Raw genomic sequence first — 19507 nt, 5'->3', positions numbered from 1 at the left:
GAATCAAGATTTAAGGTTTAAAAAGAGAGTGTTGCACCAGCCATAAATATTCTCTGCTGTGGATAATATCCGTTGTTCACACCCGGAGATTCCGGGTCAACACCTTTTGGTAATCCTGATATTGTAAAAATGTTAGATCCTTCCACAAAAAGACGAAATGTGCCAAGTCCCATTTTTTCCATCACTTTTTTGGGTATAGAATAGCCAATTTGAGCCGATTTTAAACGGATATACTTTCCGTCTCTAAACCAAAATGTTGACGCCAGACCATTATCACCACCATGTGTTGTAGAACTCAGTGTCATTCTTGGAAAGGTCCCATTGGGATTATCAATGCTATAGGCATTTTCAATCAGGAACAACGGAGAGTTTGCGCCCTCTTTAAATGTTTGTGTCCAAATGGTATTGTCATCATAATAGTTATAATAAGTACCTGTTAATGACACATCAAACAACATTCCTCCAGTCAACTGAGCGTTAATATCAAAACCATTCCATTCAGCCGAAAGATTCAATCCATACGTCAATTCAGGTCTGTTCGGTCGGCCAATTAGTCCCCTATCCTGGTAATCAATTTTACCGTCACCATTCAGGTCTCTATATTTAATATCCCCAAGATTTGGGCGACTGCCATACCAGGCCGAATTGTCTATTTCTTCTTCCGAACGGAAAAGTCCATCAGCAACCCAACCCGAAACAATTCCAGTCCTTCTTCCGGTTACCTTTTGAATTTCCGGAGCATTCTCACTGTCAGGATATTTGATCCATCTGTTTCTGGCAAAAGTAACATTAGGAGAAATTCGATACTTAAATGCTTTACCAGCTAAATTGAAACTGTTATTGTGTTTCAGCATCAATTCAAAACCTTTTGCATCTGTTGCACTAAAGTTTTCGTAGGAGAAATAATATCCGCCCATTGAAGGTGGATAACCGGCCGACATCCCCGTCAAGATATCATACGTATAAGTGTAAAATGCGTCAAACTCAATTCCTAGCAAGCCCTTCCACATGCTTAAGTCAGCTCCCACATTGTAAGAAAGCGTTTTTTCCCAGGAAAGATTCGGATTGGCTATTACACTTGTATATAATGAATTTTGCAAAGCACCATTCATAGGCAATTTGCTACCGAAAGCGTAAGTACTTAAGAATGAAAAATCAGGCACGCCATCATTCCCCAACAAACCCACGGAAGCCCTGATCTTTAAATCATCAATGGTAGTTTGCTTACTCATAAAATCTTCCTTAGAAACTCTCCAGGCTAAGGATGCAGAAGGAAAAAATCCCCAACGTTTACCATCAATATTTCCTGCGAACTTATAAGAGCCGTCATACCGCCCGGTGAATTCCGCGAGATATTTTTCATTATAATCATATTTTAATCGGAATACATACCCTAAACTTCTCGATCCGGAACTCCATCCACCAATAGGACTATCGGCCGGTGTATTCAGGCCTAGCTCTGGCAGTTCCGGGAAAGCCACATCTTTAGCATATGCAGATAATGAGTTAGACTTATTGTCGCGAATTTCTACCAGGGCCAAAACATCAAAATTGTGCTCGCTAAATTTATTTTTATAAGCCACACTACCCTGTCCTACTAATTGTGTACTTTGATATTGGCCTTCCCCTAATGCATTAAAAGATCTACCTCTTGGATCGAGCATTTTATTAAATCCCAACTTACTGGTTGCATCTGTTAGCCTTACTGAATTTACCGAATAGTACGTATCCAGATTCTTATTATGAGAAGTACTGTAATCGTAAGATCCGGTAGCTTTAAAGCTTAACCCTTTTACCCATGGTGTATTGTACTGCAAGGAAAGATTGGTCTGTAGATCTACAGCATTTGTTTTTTTATATCCCGATTCATTAATAGCGGCAAGTGGGCTATTTGGTGCCCCAGAATTATTTCGGGGTGTAACACCGGTATAAAGACCATTGTATTTTATCGGTAGATAAGGATGCATACCGATTGTTTGTTTTGCAATTGAAAACCATCCTTGTTCACCTAAATCAGGGCTGCTATCGGTACCACCGGAAAGAAATCCAGGAGTTTGTCTGTATCCCACATTCCCTGCTACACCTAAATCTAAATTAACATGTTGCGCTACTTTAGTGGATATATTACTCCGTAGGTTATAGCGATCATATTCAAAATTTTTGATATTTCCTTTATTGCCCAAATACCCAACCGATACAAAATAATTGGTATTGTCTTTTCCGCCCTGAACAGAAAGATTGTGCTTGGCGGTACGTCCTGTACCAAAAACTTCATCTATATAATTTACATTGTCCCAACCATCGGTAGGATCTCCGTTTAACATGGCATCTACATCAGCCTTTAAAAAAATCGGCGTATACTCATTTCTATTCCTAATCGTTCCATTGGCCAGTTTATCCATCATATCAGCCATGTTGTAATAATTGGCAAACTGAGGACCATTCATAAATTTAGGAAAATTGGCATTTAAAGAAACGCCCATTGATCCGTTGTAGTTTAGGGTTGGTTTACCTGAAAGCCCTTTCTTGGTGGTTACAATAATTACCCCTCCAGCAGCCTTCAATCCATATACTGAAGCTGCAGCACCATCTTTCAAAACCGATATACTTTCTATATCATTCGGGTCTAAATCATTAATGGAACGCGGCATCCCATCTACAATATAAGTTACTGCATAATTTGAGCCTCGTATTCGAAGCGAAGCCTGATCAACTCCAGGTTCCCCAGATTCCTGAACTGAGGATATTCCGGGTAGTCGGCCATCCAATAAACTTGATACATTTGTTGAGGGACCTTTCAACAATTCTTCACCTTTTATAGAAGATACCGCGCCGGACAAGTTTGATTTCTTTTGTGTGCCGTATCCTACCACCACGACTTCACTTAAAGCGGTCATGTCTATTTTTAAAACAACATTGATCACTTTCTCAGCCTTAACTTCCCTGGTTTCATACCCCATATAAGAAATCACCAGGATTGCATTTTCATCTACATTGCCAATGGTAAACTCTCCATTACTATTAGTTCTGACTGCTCTAGTTGTTCCTTTAATGGCAATAGAAGCGCCAACAAGGTTATTTCCGGTTTCCGTCAAAACTCTGCCTTTAACATCAATAGCCTGTAATTCAGCTATCAGGTTATCCAGGAAGTTTTTCTCTTTGGCTTTGATTAAAACTGTTTTCTCATCGATGGTATACTTCAGTGGTTGTCCTTCAAATATTTTGCGCAAAACAACATCAATCTCCGCATCTTTAATATCGATACTTACTCGTTTAGCATCTTTAAGTATGGTGCTGGTAAACAAAAAGTCGTAACCACTTTGCGTTCTTATTTGATCAAATACCTTTCTCAGGGGCGCGTTTTTTTCAGACAGTGTTATTTTCTGCGCAAATGAACTTGCGCTAACCTGTAAAATAGCCGTGATTAGAATTAGTAGGGTAAACCTCATAATCAACAGAATTCTTGCGATACAGTCTGGCGGCTGCACCATTTTCTTTAAGTAAAAATTGTACATTTGATAAGTTTGGTTAGGCGATTTTACCTTTTCATTTGCAAGATGGGCCAGGTAATCGCAGTTAGTTGATATGTTTTTAATGTATTGACAATCCACACTTTAGTCAGGATTCCGATGACCGTCGGTTTCCTGGCTTTATAAGATTATCGGTTAGCTCAGTTGTTGATAACGATAACCCTCCTTCCTTCTATTTTAAAATGAACGACTCCGGTTGATTCCAACATTTTCAACATCTGACTGATGTTCTTTTTGCGCGAGAGCGCACCATTAAATCTTTCCTTAGAAACCTCTCCTTCAAACGTAACTTCAACATTATACCATCTCGAAATTTTACGCATCACGCCCTGAATGTCTTCATTATCAAAATCAAAAGTTCCATTCTTCCAGGCAACAGCCTGTTGAATGTTGACTTCCCTGATTAAAAACCCATCCTGCTTAGCCAGCGCTTGTTGCCCGGGTTTTAGTAGTTTTTCTATTGATCCGTTCGACACCCTCACTGATCCTTCCAATAATGTTGTTTTTATCCCAGGCTCATCCAAATAACTATTGATGTTAAAGTGAGTGCCCAACACCTCAACTTCCTGTTTATCCGTTACTACAATAAAAGGTTTTCTTTTTACTTTAAGACGATCATCTTGTTCCTTAACCATGGCCTTAGTTACCTCAAAATAAGCCTCTCCAGCAAGTTTAACTCTACGTTCTGGCAATGTATTTAGCGTCGTAGCATAAGTTAAGCTTGAAGCGGCATTTAAAACAACCAAACTTCCATCTGGTAATCGTACCTGAAAAGTCTCTCCTTTTGCCGTTGAAAGTGTATTGTAAGTCAGGCCTGACGATGCGTGAGGAATGACATTATAAATAATTTGCCCGTCTGCAGTTTTAGAAACTACCACGCCCGATTCTTTTGCCAATTCTCCATTTTGCGCTTCAGATAAAACAATCTTTTTTCCGTTTGCCAGCGTAAGTGTCGCCGAATTTCTACCGGGAGCAACATCATTAGCATAAACTGATTGAGCCAGGTCGTTGCTTCTTTCGGCCTGACGGATGGCCATTAAATAAAACAGACCTGTGCCAAAAGCAATTAGCGCAACTGCTGCTGCAATGCGCGGCCAATACGCCAATCTTGTCTTGGTTATAACTATTTCTTCAGGCAACTGGTTACGAATCTCTGCCTTTATCATGGCTAGTTTTTCCGCTGATAAATCAACTGGCTCATTATTGAGTTCAAACAGCCATTTTTCTACAGCAGCACTTTCAGCTTCAGTACACTGACCTGCATTATATTTTCTAAGTAATTCTCTCTCTTGTTCTGTCATACCTAAAGCGGATAATTCCCGTAATCAATGGTATGACGAGGAAGTCCCCCCTATACGTGCAGAAAAATTTTTCTTTTTTTTTAAAAAATTAAAACTTCATCAGAAAAGCAAGGAAAATGAATGAGCCCAACTTAGTCCTCAATCGCATTAAAGCATTGGACATCTGACGATGAACGGTTTTTTCCGAAATAGACAATTCATTCGCTATTTCCTTATAGGTATAGTTGGATTTTCTGCTCATCTCAAATATTTGACGCATTTTGGAAGGTAAAGCATGTATTTCCTTTTCAATATAAGCCATTAGTTGTTTTTCCCGCACCAGATGATCCGTTTTAGCTTCTTCTTGATCAATAGGAATACAGCCAATGTATTTATCTGCCACCTTTCTGTGTAGAAAAAGATCAATAATCCTGTTGTTAATAGCTGTAAAACAATATGCGGGAATAGAAGAGCTGAAATTAAGCAATTCGCGTTTCATCCACAATACAGTGAAAAAATCCTGAACTACATCCTTTGCCTCCGCCTCATCTCTTAGTTTTTTATAGGTATACACAAATAACAACTGAAAATACCGGTCATAAAATTCGGTATAGGCAACATGGTCGCCACCTTTTAAAAGCGCAATCAATTGCTGATCTGTATATCTGCTATAATCTATCATCCGCTTTATTTCCAGTAGAAAATACTTTGAAATTGCTCAATGATAAATAAATTTTAGGAGATATAAAAAGGCCAACCTAAATTTCAGCGCTTTGCCTTGGATATCCATCCAAAAACAAACTGCCATTTTTAAGATTGGCCTGTACTACCGATGAAATCGATATGAATGAATTAGCGTTTGTATTCTTTCAATAATACATCCATATCTGCTAACAATTGCTCGAGGTCCTTGTCTTGCGTACCATCGTAAGCCCCTCTGATACGTTTTTCTTTATCTACCAGGACCAAATACCCCTGATGGATAAATCCACCAGGTGCAGCCTTATCTTCCTGAGCAGAAACCAGATAATTACGCTCAGCAAGCGCATAGATTTCGTCCCTTGATCCCCATAAATACTCCCATTGCGTACCCTCAATGCCCAATTTTGTAGCATAAGTTTTCATTCTTGAAGGAACATCGTATTTTACATCAATGGTATGCGAAGCCAGCTTAACTTCCGGATTGCCTTTATATTTCTGATATACCTTTAAAAGATTTCGATGCATCACCGGGCAAATAGTTGGACATGACGTAAAGAAAAAATCAGCTACGTAAATGGTACCGTCGAAATCCTTTTCAGTAACTTCCGTACTGTCCTGATTTAACAATTTAAAAGCCGGTATGGTCCTGAATGAAGAATCAATCACCGTTTTACCATCTACTACCTTTTCCGTTGTTTCCAATTGCAAAAACGGCAAACGCTTTTGCTTATCCTTGCAGCTAAAAAGAAACAAGGTCAATAGCGCTAAATACATTCCCGATCTATTCATTTATTTCTTGAATTTGCTTAAATATTCACCAGATACTTTAATCTCAACTTTATAAAGACTGTCGATTGTCGCTATTTTAGATTTTTCAGCTTCGAAATATTGTATAGCTTCATCATTTGATTTACCGGTTACATCCGGTTCAAACTTATGCATCCAATCATTCATACTATCTTCTGCTGTAGTTAATTTGTTCAGCAAAGCAGTAATTTCTGCTTTCTCCTTAAGCGTATCTACTTTAGGATACTTCAACTTAAGACCTTTTAAATCCTTAACTAAAGTATCTAAGGCCATCTGATTGTTTATGATCTTGCCATGATCGGCCATCACCACATCGTGAAACTTCATCACTTCATCCCTTACGCGCTTATAATCACCTTTTTGTGTACAAGCTATTGCTGCCACACTGATCAGCAGTATTCCAATTGATTTCTTCATCATTATATATTTGTTTTTTTATGGTTATAAAGCTTGCCAAGCTTAGTTATTATTAATTATAAAATTTAACAGTCTTTACTGCTTTAAATAAGTGTAATGTATGCTAGCCCCTTTTTCTCCTTCTCTAACCCAGGCAACCAGCAATCCTCCATTAACAGGCGTTAAAACAGCATGGTTATCAGCTTCTAAACCTTTAGTCAATTCTATTTTGTTTTCTGGCTCTCCATTTCCTGAAATCCTCAAAACTATTTTGCTCATACCTGCCGGAGCACTATGGCTCATTGTCATGCCCGCTTTCGAATGATCCATATTCATATGATCATGTCCATGGTCTGCTGACTCTTCGCAGACCATAGCTATTTTCCCATTAGCTAAGGCAACCAACTGAGGATGCTTACCTGATGCAGTAATCAACTGACGGGGACGAAAACCGGATTCTGTGGCCGATGTTTCGTACAATCCCGAACTTCCCCCTGCTGTAAACCATACCGCATGAAGTGTATGATCAGTAACGGCCAGCGAAGGTCCTGAATGTGGGCAACCATTAATTTCCCAGTTGTCGTTACTAATCGTTTTTGCTTCACTAAACGTCTGGCCATTATCTGTCGACTTCTTATAAACCATGTCCCTTACCTGTTTATCTGAAAGTGCCGTCGGGAACATAATGCTTCTATAAGCCATGTGCAGATTTCCCTGCTCATCTGTCATGAAATCTGTCCTGCAACACTCGCAAGTGCCCTTATCCAAACAGGTTTCTGCCGCAAAACCCTTTCCCTTTTCGGTCCGGTTAAAAAACAAGGCAGAACCTTTAATCGACTTACCAAAGCGACCATCTAACCATACTGCAGCAAGTTCACCATCTTTTAACCTGGTCAGATCAAAGAAACTTCGTCCATAGGCATGACTGGTATCCGAATGTAAAAAGTCTGGGTCTGACCAGTTTTTACCATCTGCCGACATGCTATAATAAATTGCTCCGGCATATGGACTCTTTTCGTTAGGGAAACGTTTTGCAAAGACAGCCATAACGGTCCCATCTGATTTAAACACAATCTTAGCCATACTTTCCGCAGAAACACTGCAACCGGCTGAACCTGGAACAGTAACACTTCTACCAAACTGATCTTTCTGCTGATCATACACAGCATACTTCAATCGGTACAAAGAATCCTGAACATCCTGTTCAGTCCAGCACAACACCGCATTACCTTTATGATCCGAGGTAAAATAAGGTCCAACAGCTTCTAACCCTGAAGTATTTAATGCTTTAGATTCATTTACACCAGGTTTACCATTGCAGGCAGCCAGTAATAGCGTAACAACAAGTAGAGGAAAACTGATCTTCTTCATCTTAATTAAAATAAGTATTTAACATTTAAACCGCCATAACCATTTCTTTTTGGTGATGGATTAAAATAAGCAGGCTTCGCGCCGCCAAATCCTACTGCATTTAAAGAAACTATAGAACTATATCTTTTATTCAGGATATTATCTAAACCTGCGTACAGATTCACTTCCAAACATTTAATGAACTGTTTCTTATATCCAACTTTTGCATTTGCTTCCTGATAAGCTGGATTGTAAACCGAATTTGCATCATTTAGCGGTAAACGGTCGCTGTAAAAGTAACTGCCATAAAAATATAAGCCTGTTTTAGTTTCCAGATCAAGACCTAAGTTATATACACATGGAGCAATACCTGTTAACCGGTTCCCATCAAAACTTGCAGTTACCTGATTTTGCGCATTAAGCGTTTTGTAATCTTTAAACTTGAAATCGGAATATGTCACCGAAACAAATGGGCGCAGACTTACCACTTCATGCTGGTCATCAGCCTTTAGGATCTGATAAGACATCGCTAACTCAGCACCATTATGGCTTGTTTTTCCCGCATTGTTGTAAATTGTAATTCCCTGTTGTATAGACTGTCCAATCAATTCACCTTTCATATCTAATTTAAATACAGCCAGATCATATTCAAGGCGAGATTTCAGCAAATTTCCTTTGGCATTTAGTTCATAGTTCACCCCCTTCTCAGCTTGCAGGTTTGGATTAATGGAGCCATCCACATTTTTAATCTCTGAGCCTGAAGGAGGAGAAAACCCTGAACTTACACTGGCATGCAGACTTAAGGCCTGACCAAAAGTATGGCTTAGCGCTATACGTGGCGTAGCTTGTGGATTAAATTTTTTAATACCACTCTGGTTTGGCTTCAAATAATCATGCACATCATAGTGCAGACTATTATAGCTTATCCCAAGCGTCAACGTGGTCTTTGTGCTTAAAGCCGTCTCGGATTGATAAAAAAGTGAATATTGCGTATTCTGATAATCGGTATTCCCACTGATTGCTCCCTCTACCCCCTTATTATTTACGTACTGTGTGCCTTTGGTCAGGCCCTCATTAAATTCTGCACCAATGGTAAAACGGGTAGGGAAACTACTAAAACCCGGATCGTAAGTGAATCGTGTTCTTCCGCCGTAGCTTTGATAAAAGTTACGCAGGTAAGCATATGGAAGTGGGTGATCTAGATCATAGAAATAAGTAAATATGCTGGTGGTGTTTGAAAACTGATCGTTAAAACGATACTGTTGTCCCAATCCGATCCTTGTCCAGGTTTGGTACCTTGCCGCTGCTTTATCCAGATTGGAAGGGTTTGCCTGTAGCGGATTGGCAGCCAACTGATCCTCTGTAAGCGAACCCGGAATTTGCGAATGCTGCGTTGTCCTGTTTAACAACAGCGTAATAATCCTTTTATCACTCGGGAAAAGCTGAAAATTACCGGTCAGGAACCTCCGCATGTCATTGCTATGCTCCCGATAACCATCATATTCCTGCCATCCATAAGATACATAACTGTTCACTTTATCTCCACCACTGCGGTAGGTCGTTGCCAAACGGTGTAAACCATTGGCTCCTATTAATCCTGAAGCCTCCAAACTCTGTTCCTGATATGGAGAACGTTGCAGTTGAAAGTTGATTACTCCTCCTGTACCTGCGCCATAAATGCTGGAGGCCGGACCTTTAATCACCTCTGCACGTCCAATGCTATTCACATCCAATGCTTCAATCCGCGTCGTTCCATCCGCCTCAGTAACGGGTATTTCGTTGACATAAATTTTGATGTTTCTAATGCCATAGGAGGCTCTGACACCATTTCCACGAATGGAAATACGGGCTTCGGATAGCGTACTTTGATCCATACGAACACCCGGAATTGCATTAAATGCCGATTGAAATGAAACTGCACTCCCCCGGTTGATGTCTTTGGAAGTAACCAATGCGACTGAACCAGCGGTCTCCTTACTGGTCTTATGGCTATTGTACCCCGCAACCCTTACCTCGTTTAAGCTTAGTCCATCTACGTCGAGTTGCACATTGAGGTCGTTTTCATTGGGGTTTAATTTTATATACTGTGTTTTATAACCTGGCAACATAGCTATGATCGTATCCTGCTGCTGACTAGGATTTAGCTCGAAATACCCCTTACCATCGGATATGGTTAGTTGCTGTTTCAATCTGTTTAAAATAACAACATCCGCTAATGGCTGACGTGTTTGAGAATCGTAAATATGGCCTTTGATAGGCTGTGTCTCGGCCTGGCTCTGTAAAAAACAGAATACCAAACCAATAGATAAAATAAAATATCTGTATGGGCTCATTAATTAATGATAAAGGAAGAAATTAACCGTTCTCTTCAGAGAAGGTAAATTTCTTGGTTAACAACTCCAAAGAAGGTATTTAAACCTACATAGGATGTAAATTTCTTGGTTAACAAAACTAACAGAGGGCATAAATTTCCTTGTCAGCGTACGTAAAATTGGGTTTAAACTTAAGAAAGAGTATCTGTTGTTTGTGGGGGATGAAATATAGAATTCTTAATGTTTTGCGGCATCCCTGTAGAAGCTGGGATATGAAGTTTTGTTTCCGCTAATGCATACCTTTTAAAAACCAGTGGTGTTACCACCAAAGCATCCTGAACCTGTGTTTTTTGAGCCTGACGTTCCTGCTTTTGTTCCTTATCCTGCGCCTGCTTTAGCTTTTTCATCAGGAAACATTTACCATTACAATGCAGTTCAGGTTTGTTCTTGTTCTCACAAAGTTCCGCAGCTATATACTTCTGATTAAGCTCAAAACCTGCAAAAACAAACAGGTTCGCAAAGTTTGTTGTCAGCAGACTTAACAGAAGCAATATGGAAACTGGTTTCAATAACATTTCGTCGCAAATGTAAGTATCATACGCGATGAAAACGAGAGAAATGCTAAAGTATTTGCAATAAAAATAAGAAAAGCAGACTAAAAGCCTGCTTTTCAAAAAAATGATCAAATCTTCTATTTAAGTATAGAAGTTGGTTTCTTATTTTCATCAATAGCCACAAAAGAAAACTCTCCGGTTACGGCCTTTTCTCTTGTTTCCGCGTACATCTGTTCAATATAGATCTCAACCTTTACTTTTAGGCTGGTGTTTCCAATATGACTTACCCTTCCAACCAGTTCTACAATAGTACCTGCCGGAATGGGTTTATTAAAGTTGATGCGGTCACTACTTACTGTAACCATAATCTGCCTGCTAAAACGCGTAGCCGTAATAAAAGCCACCTCGTCCATCATATGCATGGCTGTTCCACCAAACAAGGTATCATAATGGTTTGTTGTATTCGGAAAAACTGCTTTAAAAATGCGCGTTTCCGAAGCTTCAATTTTTTCTTCTAATGTCATTTAATCCTTTTTAGACTGGCGAAGATTACCCCACTTCAAGTACGTGGCACCCCATGAGAAGCCTGCACCAAAAGCAGTTAATATTATTTTATCGCCGTATTTAAAATCATCTTTAAAGTCCCATATGCACAAAGGAATGGTTGCTGCAGTGGTATTGCCATAACGGTCGATATTCACCTTTACCTGATCCGGAGATAACCCCAGATAGTCACCTACAGACTGGATGATTCTTAAATTTGCCTGATGTGGAATCAGGTAATTGATTTGTGAACTTACCAAATCATTCGACTTCAACACTTCATTACAAGTATCTGTCATACCTTGAATAGCGGCTTTAAATACAACCCTACCATCCTGACGAACATAATGTAATTTTTCATCAAGTGTAGTCTGAGATGCAGGATATTTAGATCCACCTGCAGTAACAATCAGGTTTTCCTTACCAGTACCATCTGTTCTAAAAAAGCTGTCCATTAAGCCTACAGGCTCTTCTGTTTGCTCCAATAAAACTGCTCCGGCGCCATCGCCAAAAAGAATACATGTATTTCTATCTGTATAGTTTACAATAGCACTGTTTTTATCAGCACCAATAACAACTACCTTTTTACAGCGACCGCTTTCGATCATACTTGCTCCGAGCGTCAAAGCATATAAAAAACCGCTGCAGGCAGCGTTTGTATCAATTCCCCAGGCATTTTTCAAGCCTGCTTTTTCACAGACCATACTACCTGTACTTACCATTACGTAATCAGGTGTTGAAGTAGAAACGATCACACAATCAATTTCGTCCGGATTAACATCACCGTCCTCCATTAACCGCTTTAGCGCGTAAGTTGCCATATCTGAAGTCGCAATTTCCGGGTCGTTTACAATCCTCCGCTCCTTGATACCTGTTCTGGCAACTATCCATTCGTCATTGGTATCCACCATTTTTTCGAGGTCTTCATTACTCAAAACTGTATCTGGAACATAACCTCCAACCGCGGTAATCACCGCATTTTTCCTTATTCTCATTTGTGCGTACGTAATTCTGTAGAGAAGGCAGGCATGGTACCTGCCCTTCTTTTTTTTACAAAGTTACAGCTTCTTCCACAGATTCCCGCAGTACTTTTGCAGCTGCGACCATTTCTGTTAAAGCTTTTTTTGTTTCTTCCCAATGTCGGGTCTTTAAACCACAGTCTGGATTTACCCAAAGCTGACTTGCAGGAATAACTTTTCTAGCCTTTTCCAGCAGTGTAACCATTTCTTCTTTTCGAGGTACACGAGGCGAATGAATATCATAAACCCCGGGCCCAATCTCATTTGGATACTTGAAATCGGCAAAAACATCCAACAACTCCATCTGCGAACGCGAACATTCAATCGTGATCACATCAGCATCCATATCAGCAATGTTCTGAATGATATCGTTGAATTCAGAATAACACATGTGCGTATGAATTTGGGTGTCATCTTTTACGCCACTTGCAGAAATTCTAAAAGCACGAACTGCCCATTCCAAATAGTTTTGCCAATCGGCCTTACGCAATGGCAATCCTTCTCTTATCGCAGGTTCATCAATCTGAATAATCTTAATGCCAACGCTTTCCAGATCATTCACTTCATCCCGGATAGCCAATGCGATTTGTGTACAGGTTTCCGATCGCGGCTGGTCATTCCTTACAAAAGACCATTGTAAAATAGTTACCGGACCGGTAAGCATGCCTTTTACCCATTTATCTGTTAAGGATTGCGCATAAGCAGCCCACCTTACCGTCATAGGCGCTGGGCGATATACATCACCATAAATGACAGGCGGTTTTACACAGCGACTGCCATAACTTTGCACCCAACCATTTTTGGTAAAGGCAAAACCAGCCAGCTGCTCCCCAAAATATTCCACCATGTCATTCCGCTCAAATTCACCATGCACAAGCACATCAATGCCCGCATCTTCCTGAAAGCGGATGGTTTCTGTTGTCTCTGCTTCTAACAAAGCATCATATTCCGCCAGACTTAAATCACCCTTTTTGTACTTTGCTCTCCAACTTCGCACCTCTGGCGTTTGCGGAAATGAACCAATAGTTGTAGTTGGGAATAACGGCAGATTTAGCGATTTGCGTTGTAATTCCTGGCGGACAGAAAAGCGGCTATGTCTCTGATCATCTGTTTCAGTGATCGCTGCTACACGCTGTTTTACAACAGGGTTATGAATCAAAGTTGAAGCGCTGCGATTTTCATTCGAATCAAAATTAGCTACCAGTCTGGGATCAGCAAGGTCTTTGTCATTGGCTAATTGCTTCAATACAACGACCTCGTCAATCTTTTGTTTGGCAAATGCCATCCAATCCTTAATTTCAAGAGGCAAGGTCTCTTCATTCGTTTCAAGATCCAGATCACATGGTGAATGAATTAGTGAGCAAGATGGACTGATGATCAACCTATCATGGCCTACACTTTCAAGTGCAAGCTCAATTAAGTTAAGGGATTTTTGAAAATCATTCTTCCAGACATCCCTTCCATCTACCACTCCTACAGATAGATACATGTTAACTAGAATCAGTTCTAAAACCCTTTCCAATTGCTCAGGACTACGCACCAGATCAATATGTAAAGCATAAACCGGTAATGATGCTACCAAAGCGGCATTGTCCTGCAACGCCCCAAAATAAGTAGCAAGTAGTATTTTAAGCTTAGGAAATTGCTTTTTAAGCTCGGTATAAACATATTTATAAGCGACTCTATCTTTTTCAGTAAGATCCAGAGATAGAAAAGGCTCATCAAGCTGAACCCACTCCACATGTTGTTCTTCCAATTTTTTAAGCAGATCGACGTATACCGGCAATAGGTTTTTAATCAGGTCAATCCTGTCAAAATCACTTTCCTTTTCCTTACCCAGCAACAAATAAGAAACAGGCCCAATAATTACCGGTTTGGTTTTAATACCTAATCTTACACTTTCACTATACTCATCTATAATTTTGGTTGAGAACAGTTTAAATTGTTGATCCTTCAAAAACTCCGGAACAATATAATGGTAATTGGTATCAAACCATTTAGTCATCTCCATGGCTGTTATATCGAGTCCGTCTTTCTGATAACCTCTTGCCATGGCAAAATAAAGGTCGAGTTCGTTGTTCCTTTTGTTTAAAATAACCTCATGGTAGCGCCTTGGAATAGCCCCTACAGTAAGTGAAAGATCTAATACCTGATCATAAAAAGAAAAATCGTTAGAGGGGATCAAGTCTATCCCGGCCGCTTTTTGCAGCTCCCAGTTCTGTTTACGAATATCCTTACCGGTTTGAACCAGACTTTGGATACTAGAATTGCCCGACCAATACTGCTCGCAGGCTTTTTTGAGTTCTCTTTTACTACCAATACGCGGGTAGCCCAGATTGTTTGTTAGCATTTTCTTGCTTTTTAATTGATGAAAAAATCAGTTAAAAGCTCTTTTGCTGAACTTCGCAATGCTACCGGAGATAAAAAAATAAGAAAAATAGAAATGCACAGACACAGGCATTCTATTGAATGTGTGTATTTAAAAATGCATCAAACCTAACTCGTGCTTCATATCGCGAAAGCATTGTCAATTCGATAAAGGCAGGTCTCCTGACTTGTAACATTTTCACCATCCTTCCCATTCCTTATTGAAACAGTGGACATTATTGGTAAAAACTTTGCTTGTTACTTACAGTTGCGCGACAGTTCGTGATTTACACACGATTCCCTATTAATCTACAATTAAGTAAAACCGTTATCGGTTGATGAAGAAAGTAAAGAACTTATATCGGCGTAAAGGTACTGTAAAAAACTTTCTTTTGGTATACACTATTTACTACATTTGAAGTGCTTCCGGATCCAAATGATATCTTAATAGAAAGTAAAAAGAATCTAACAAGGGTTAAACAGGAATTCTACAGGGATTTGTCCCTGTTAACCCCCTGTTGGGTCCCTGTTCGATCCCTGTCGGTCCCCTGTTGGAAAAAACCAAAATATAGGGAAATCACGAGTCGTTTTAAACCTATACTACATTTATTAACCTGAGGTTAATAGTCGACATATATCCTTATCACTAATCCTCAACAGGTAATGAAAAACAGAATTTACTACCTTCTCCAATTGCACTTTCAACCCATATATTGCCACTTTCCGCTTCAATAAAGTCTTTGGATATCGCTAACCCCAGTCCTGATCCCGACTTATTGTTTCCGTCAGTTGGTACCTGAAAGTACTTCTCAAACAAGCGTTTCTGATATTTTTCCTCAATTCCTTTGCCAAAATCGCGGACGGAAAACTCGATGGCATCCCCATTCTGTATCACCTGCACAACCACTTTTGATTTCTCCGCACTATACCTCAGTGCATTAGATAAGAAATTAACCAGCACCCAGGCTGTTTTCTCGATATCAACATTGATCTGCGGGAGATTATTCCTGGATATCAATTCCAATTCAATAGCTTTCTGCTCAGCCTGAAAGCGCACAGCATCCATGGCATAAATGGCAATCTTGCGAGGGTCTGATTTCACAAAATTCAGTTGGAGTTTACCGGTTTCAACTTGTGCCAGGTCTAAAAGTTCCGAGGTTATTTTCAGCAAACGTCCACAGTCCTCTTTAATGTGTTGTACCAGTTCCTTTTGCTCCGGGTTCATTGAACCAACACGTTCATCATCCATTAACTTTAAACTCATTTTGATGGATGATATCGGCGTTTTTAACTCATGAGACACTGTCGCTATGAAATTGGTTTTAGCCTCATCCAGCTCTTTGAACTGGGTAATGTTTTTTAAAATATACACCTGTCCGGCTGCTTTATCCATTTTAAGTATTGCATAATCGCCCCCATCGTCGTAATTAGGCACCATAATTTCTCTTCTTTCCAGCTGAAAATAAGATTCCTTATGATCTGCATAAATCTTCATAGGTTTATCAGTACCAGTCTCCTCTAGAATACGGTTCAACAGATCGTTCTTTTTCCTAAGTTCCATTGCGTTCATCCCAACAACTGCTGCCTGATCAAGGTTTAACAACTGACTAGCTACTTGATTAAGGAACAACACTTCCTGTTGCTCATTCAATCCGATAATAGCATCTTGCATTTGCTCAATAATGGTTTCAATCCTTAGCTTCTCAGATTGAATTTTAGCCAGATTGCTATTCTCCCATCTATTTAATTCAGCAGCCATAACATTAAATGAACCAGCGAGTTCCGAAAACTCATCTGAACCTTTAAACTCCAGCCGTTGTTTATAATTCTTCCTGCTGATTTCGCGTATGGCATCAGCAAACTCTCTTAAAGGATTGGCTACAAAACCCGGAAAATTGACGATAAAAGAGAACAAGATCAGGAAACAAACCGAAGCAGCAAAGATCACATACATGGCAGCCTTCTCTATGGAAGACTGTGCGACTGCATTTTTCTTTACAATAGCATTCATGTTCAGGTCGTCGATTAATTTCAAGTTCGACCTTACTTTACTCAAGGCTTCCTGTTTAGTTGATAAAGAATTTCCAGGATCAATAACACCAGAATATGCTGCATTTAAAGCTGCTACCGCTGTCCCTTCACCTGCTTCAGTAACATTTTTACGTTCCAGATTGAGTTGCTGATCAAACTGCGATATGGCAGATTCCGACAGCGGTAATTTGTTCTCATCCAGTATGGAACGCATTTTACTCGTATAGCTCAGCGTTTCATAATTATCTTTCAAAATAACCTTCGACCTGATGGAGATTTCATTCATGTAGTACAAAGAAATACACCCAAAAAAAAGTATCACCACGAATAGGAATCCGAATCCGAGGCGAAGTTTGTTTTTTATTTTCATAGTCTTCTATCTTTATTCTATTTAACTCAAAATCACTAAATCTATATCTGTAGCAGAAATCCTTCGCAAAAGTTGATTAAAAATCGCAGTTCTCATGATAATTTGTAATAAATTTAAATGTGGCTTTCCAATACATATGGTTGTCACCTCTTTTTCCTCTGCAATTTTTAATATCGTTTGTGTGATATGGTTACTTTTAACTTTGATCACCTCTGCTCCCAGCTCTGTTGCCAGCTTAAAATTATTAATCAAATGCCGCTGTAAATCTAGCTTTATCCGATCCCCACTTTCATGGCTTCGCTGTACGTATAAAACTATCCAGGGCGACTGGTAGTAAGAAGCCAACCGCGCTGTTTTACGGATAATCACTTTAGCTGTGACATTATTAGTTGAGATACAGGCCATGAAACGCTCCGGGCGCAACTTAATCTGTTTAGGTATTTCTAAACTAATCTTTCTTTCTAAATGGTGCGCGACTTCCTTTAAGGCGAGCTCACGAAGCTGTAAAATCCTTTCTGATTGAAAAAAGTTATTTAAAGCACGCTCGATTTTACTTTTATCATAAATTTTTCCGCTTTTTAAACGGTCGATCAGGTCATCAGCCGTCAAATCTATATTAACAATCTCATCTGCCAGCTCTAATATCCTATCCGGAATCCTTTCGGTTATGGCTACACCTGTAATCTTCTCAATCTCCTCGTTCATACTCTCCAGGTGCTGGATATTCACTGCCGAGATTACACTGATACCAGCCTCAAGGATATCAACCACATCCTGCCACCTTTTGCCGTTCTTGCTGCCTTCTACATTGGTATGGGCCAATTCGTCGACGATAACGACTTCAGGATGGATGTTCATAATAGCATTCACATCCATCTCTTCCAGCTCCTTACCTTTGTAAAACAACCGCCGCCGTGGGATTACTGGAATGCCGGCTAACAGTTCATGTGTTTCTGCACGGTTATGCGTTTCGATATAACCAATTTGTATATCAATCCCGTTTTTCAACAAAGCATGGGCTTCCTGCAACATCCTATAGGTTTTACCTACCCCCGCACTCATGCCTATGTAGACCTTAAATTTTCCTCTTCTGGATTTTTTCACCAGCTCCAGAAACTTCCTTACAGAATCTGATCTATTTTCTTCTTCCATTACATTTTGCCATTTAACGATGATCAAAAAGAAACCGCTATACTCGCTGTAACTGCAGCATTGGTATTAACCGGAGTCTGATTCCGCATAAAAACCTTATCCTTACTATCGTAAACCTTTCCTTCGAGTCTTACAACCGCATTACTGATTGGGGCATAATCCAGGTTTAAAGAATAACCGGTAGTTTTAAAGCCGTTTGGTGTACCAGTAGTTATGAAAATACCATTTTTATCCTGATAATGCTCTACCCTTCCTGCTACTTTCCATTTATCCGCTAAGCAATACTGAGCAATGGCAACGGGCGACAAGACTTCATTATGACCTTCAGTATCTCTGGCTTTATCTTGTGTACCATAATCAAATCCCACTGTTAGGCCAAATCGATCTGTCAGCTGAAAGATACCGTAAACATTGTGATAAAAACGGTTTACACGAACCTCATCAGTACCTTCTGTCCCCATGTAATTACTATAGTTTACCGTAATCTTATCCGTAGGTTTCCAGGTTAGCTGTAAACCAACGGCCGGTTTGCTGTTGCCGTTTAAGCGGTTAATACGCTGCCAACCATTCAAATACAAGAGCACTGCAGAGAATTTACCATCATTAGTGGCATAACTCAGTTTGGCGCCCGACTCATAATAAGGCGTGTTTTCTGAAGAGATGTTCCTTGTTAATACCCAGCAATCCTTTGATACTGCACTTTCAAAGCCAATATGTGAAGAAAATATACCGGCATCCACCCATAAATTGATTGTTTTAGAGAGTTTCAAACCGGCATTGGCTTCATAAATATTTTTTAATACTCCGGGCTCGGCAGCTAAATTGGCATTGGCATAAGTACCTGCCATTACAGCAAGATTAGCCCTTACTGTGCCATTGTCGAAGCTCCCTTTAATAAAGCCAAGGTTTAAGTTCACCTCGTTGTGACGATTGTGAGCGTAAATAAAGCCAGGTCTGTTGTTGTCCGATGGCTTATTAAAATCGTATCCATAATAAGTTTCCAGGTAGCCCGACACTTTAATCCTGGGTTCATCCTGTGCGTAAGTACAAACAGCAGTACTCAAAGCTGCTGATAGCAATAATAATTTCTTCAT

At 39.8% G+C, this 19507-nt stretch carries 14 protein-coding genes and 1 riboswitch; all 14 genes read right to left on the bottom strand.

What is annotated here, in order from left to right:
* Positions 1–17: 17 nt before the first annotated feature.
* The 14 genes from B9A18_RS20470 to B9A18_RS20405 all read right to left on the bottom strand — a co-directional run bounded on the left by B9A18_RS20470 (position 18) and on the right by B9A18_RS20405 (position 19507).
* Positions 18–3515, bottom strand: coding sequence for a TonB-dependent receptor (locus tag B9A18_RS20470; protein WP_144009561.1), 3498 nt, complete (start codon positions 3513–3515; stop codon positions 18–20).
* 155 nt (positions 3516–3670) lie between these two features.
* A complete protein-coding gene (locus B9A18_RS20465; RefSeq protein WP_084291415.1) occupies positions 3671–4831 on the bottom strand; it encodes a FecR family protein in 1161 nt (386 codons plus the stop codon).
* 88 nt (positions 4832–4919) lie between these two features.
* The gene (locus B9A18_RS20460; RefSeq protein ID WP_084291414.1) at positions 4920–5492 is read right to left on the bottom strand and encodes an RNA polymerase sigma-70 factor; all 573 of its coding nucleotides are present in this window, start codon (positions 5490–5492) and stop codon (positions 4920–4922) included.
* A 170-nt stretch (positions 5493–5662) separates the two neighbouring features.
* On the bottom strand, positions 5663–6301 hold the full coding sequence (locus B9A18_RS20455; RefSeq protein WP_084291413.1) for an SCO family protein: 639 nt from the start codon (positions 6299–6301) through the stop codon (positions 5663–5665).
* Positions 6302–6739 (bottom strand): hypothetical protein, encoded by a 438-nt coding sequence (locus tag B9A18_RS20450; RefSeq protein WP_235005391.1) that lies wholly within the window; start codon positions 6737–6739, stop codon positions 6302–6304.
* A 72-nt stretch (positions 6740–6811) separates the two neighbouring features.
* On the bottom strand, positions 6812–8086 hold the full coding sequence (locus B9A18_RS20445; RefSeq protein ID WP_084291412.1) for a hypothetical protein: 1275 nt from the start codon (positions 8084–8086) through the stop codon (positions 6812–6814).
* 5 nt (positions 8087–8091) lie between these two features.
* Positions 8092–10398 carry a TonB-dependent receptor domain-containing protein gene (locus tag B9A18_RS20440; protein ID WP_084291411.1) on the bottom strand — a complete coding sequence of 769 codons (2307 nt, stop codon included), beginning with the start codon at positions 10396–10398 and terminating at the stop codon, positions 8092–8094.
* A gap of 170 nt (positions 10399–10568) precedes the next feature.
* Positions 10569–10952, bottom strand: a complete 384-nt coding sequence (locus tag B9A18_RS20435; RefSeq protein ID WP_084291410.1) for a hypothetical protein — start codon at positions 10950–10952, stop codon at positions 10569–10571.
* Positions 10953–11068: 116 nt separating this feature from the next.
* Positions 11069–11455, bottom strand: a complete 387-nt coding sequence (locus tag B9A18_RS20430) for an acyl-CoA thioesterase (protein WP_084291409.1) — start codon at positions 11453–11455, stop codon at positions 11069–11071.
* Positions 11456–12469, bottom strand: coding sequence for a beta-ketoacyl-ACP synthase III (locus tag B9A18_RS20425; RefSeq protein ID WP_084291408.1), 1014 nt, complete (start codon positions 12467–12469; stop codon positions 11456–11458).
* Positions 12470–12524: 55 nt separating this feature from the next.
* Positions 12525–14843 (bottom strand): 5-methyltetrahydropteroyltriglutamate--homocysteine S-methyltransferase, encoded by a 2319-nt coding sequence (gene metE, locus B9A18_RS20420; protein ID WP_084291407.1) that lies wholly within the window; start codon positions 14841–14843, stop codon positions 12525–12527.
* Positions 14844–15016: 173 nt separating this feature from the next.
* Positions 15017–15205, bottom strand: a riboswitch (cobalamin riboswitch).
* Positions 15206–15506: 301 nt separating this feature from the next.
* Positions 15507–17261, bottom strand: coding sequence for a HAMP domain-containing sensor histidine kinase (locus B9A18_RS20415; RefSeq protein WP_084291406.1), 1755 nt, complete (start codon positions 17259–17261; stop codon positions 15507–15509).
* Between the two features lie 21 nt (positions 17262–17282).
* Positions 17283–18413 (bottom strand): sensor protein KdpD, encoded by a 1131-nt coding sequence (locus tag B9A18_RS20410; RefSeq protein WP_084291405.1) that lies wholly within the window; start codon positions 18411–18413, stop codon positions 17283–17285.
* A gap of 23 nt (positions 18414–18436) precedes the next feature.
* Positions 18437–19507, bottom strand: coding sequence for a porin (locus tag B9A18_RS20405; RefSeq protein ID WP_084291404.1), 1071 nt, complete (start codon positions 19505–19507; stop codon positions 18437–18439).

The organism is Pedobacter nyackensis (assembly GCF_900176505.1).
GTDB lineage: Bacteria > Bacteroidota > Bacteroidia > Sphingobacteriales > Sphingobacteriaceae > Pedobacter > Pedobacter nyackensis.
The sequence above is the reverse complement of the archived record's forward strand: the minus strand, read 5'-3'. Positions and strand labels throughout refer to the sequence as shown.

What these genes read in the sequence shown, in the direction of transcription:
- B9A18_RS20465 (WP_084291415.1), bottom strand. Translation starts at nt 4,831, where the DNA reads ATGACAGAACAAGAGAGAGAATTACTTAGAAAATATAATGCAGGTCAG.
- B9A18_RS20425 (WP_084291408.1), bottom strand. Translation starts at nt 12,469, where the DNA reads ATGAGAATAAGGAAAAATGCGGTGATTACCGCGGTTGGAGGTTATGTT.
- B9A18_RS20440 (WP_084291411.1), bottom strand. Translation starts at nt 10,398, where the DNA reads ATGAGCCCATACAGATATTTTATTTTATCTATTGGTTTGGTATTCTGT.
- B9A18_RS20470 (WP_144009561.1), bottom strand. Translation starts at nt 3,515, where the DNA reads ATGTACAATTTTTACTTAAAGAAAATGGTGCAGCCGCCAGACTGTATC.
- B9A18_RS20435 (WP_084291410.1), bottom strand. Translation starts at nt 10,952, where the DNA reads ATGTTATTGAAACCAGTTTCCATATTGCTTCTGTTAAGTCTGCTGACA.
- B9A18_RS20460 (WP_084291414.1), bottom strand. Translation starts at nt 5,492, where the DNA reads ATGATAGATTATAGCAGATATACAGATCAGCAATTGATTGCGCTTTTA.
- B9A18_RS20405 (WP_084291404.1), bottom strand. Translation starts at nt 19,507, where the DNA reads ATGAAGAAATTATTATTGCTATCAGCAGCTTTGAGTACTGCTGTTTGT.
- B9A18_RS20445 (WP_084291412.1), bottom strand. Translation starts at nt 8,086, where the DNA reads ATGAAGAAGATCAGTTTTCCTCTACTTGTTGTTACGCTATTACTGGCT.
- metE (WP_084291407.1), bottom strand. Translation starts at nt 14,843, where the DNA reads ATGCTAACAAACAATCTGGGCTACCCGCGTATTGGTAGTAAAAGAGAA.
- B9A18_RS20410 (WP_084291405.1), bottom strand. Translation starts at nt 18,413, where the DNA reads ATGGAAGAAGAAAATAGATCAGATTCTGTAAGGAAGTTTCTGGAGCTG.
- B9A18_RS20430 (WP_084291409.1), bottom strand. Translation starts at nt 11,455, where the DNA reads ATGACATTAGAAGAAAAAATTGAAGCTTCGGAAACGCGCATTTTTAAA.
- B9A18_RS20455 (WP_084291413.1), bottom strand. Translation starts at nt 6,301, where the DNA reads ATGAATAGATCGGGAATGTATTTAGCGCTATTGACCTTGTTTCTTTTT.
- B9A18_RS20415 (WP_084291406.1), bottom strand. Translation starts at nt 17,261, where the DNA reads ATGAAAATAAAAAACAAACTTCGCCTCGGATTCGGATTCCTATTCGTG.
- B9A18_RS20450 (WP_235005391.1), bottom strand. Translation starts at nt 6,739, where the DNA reads ATGATGAAGAAATCAATTGGAATACTGCTGATCAGTGTGGCAGCAATA.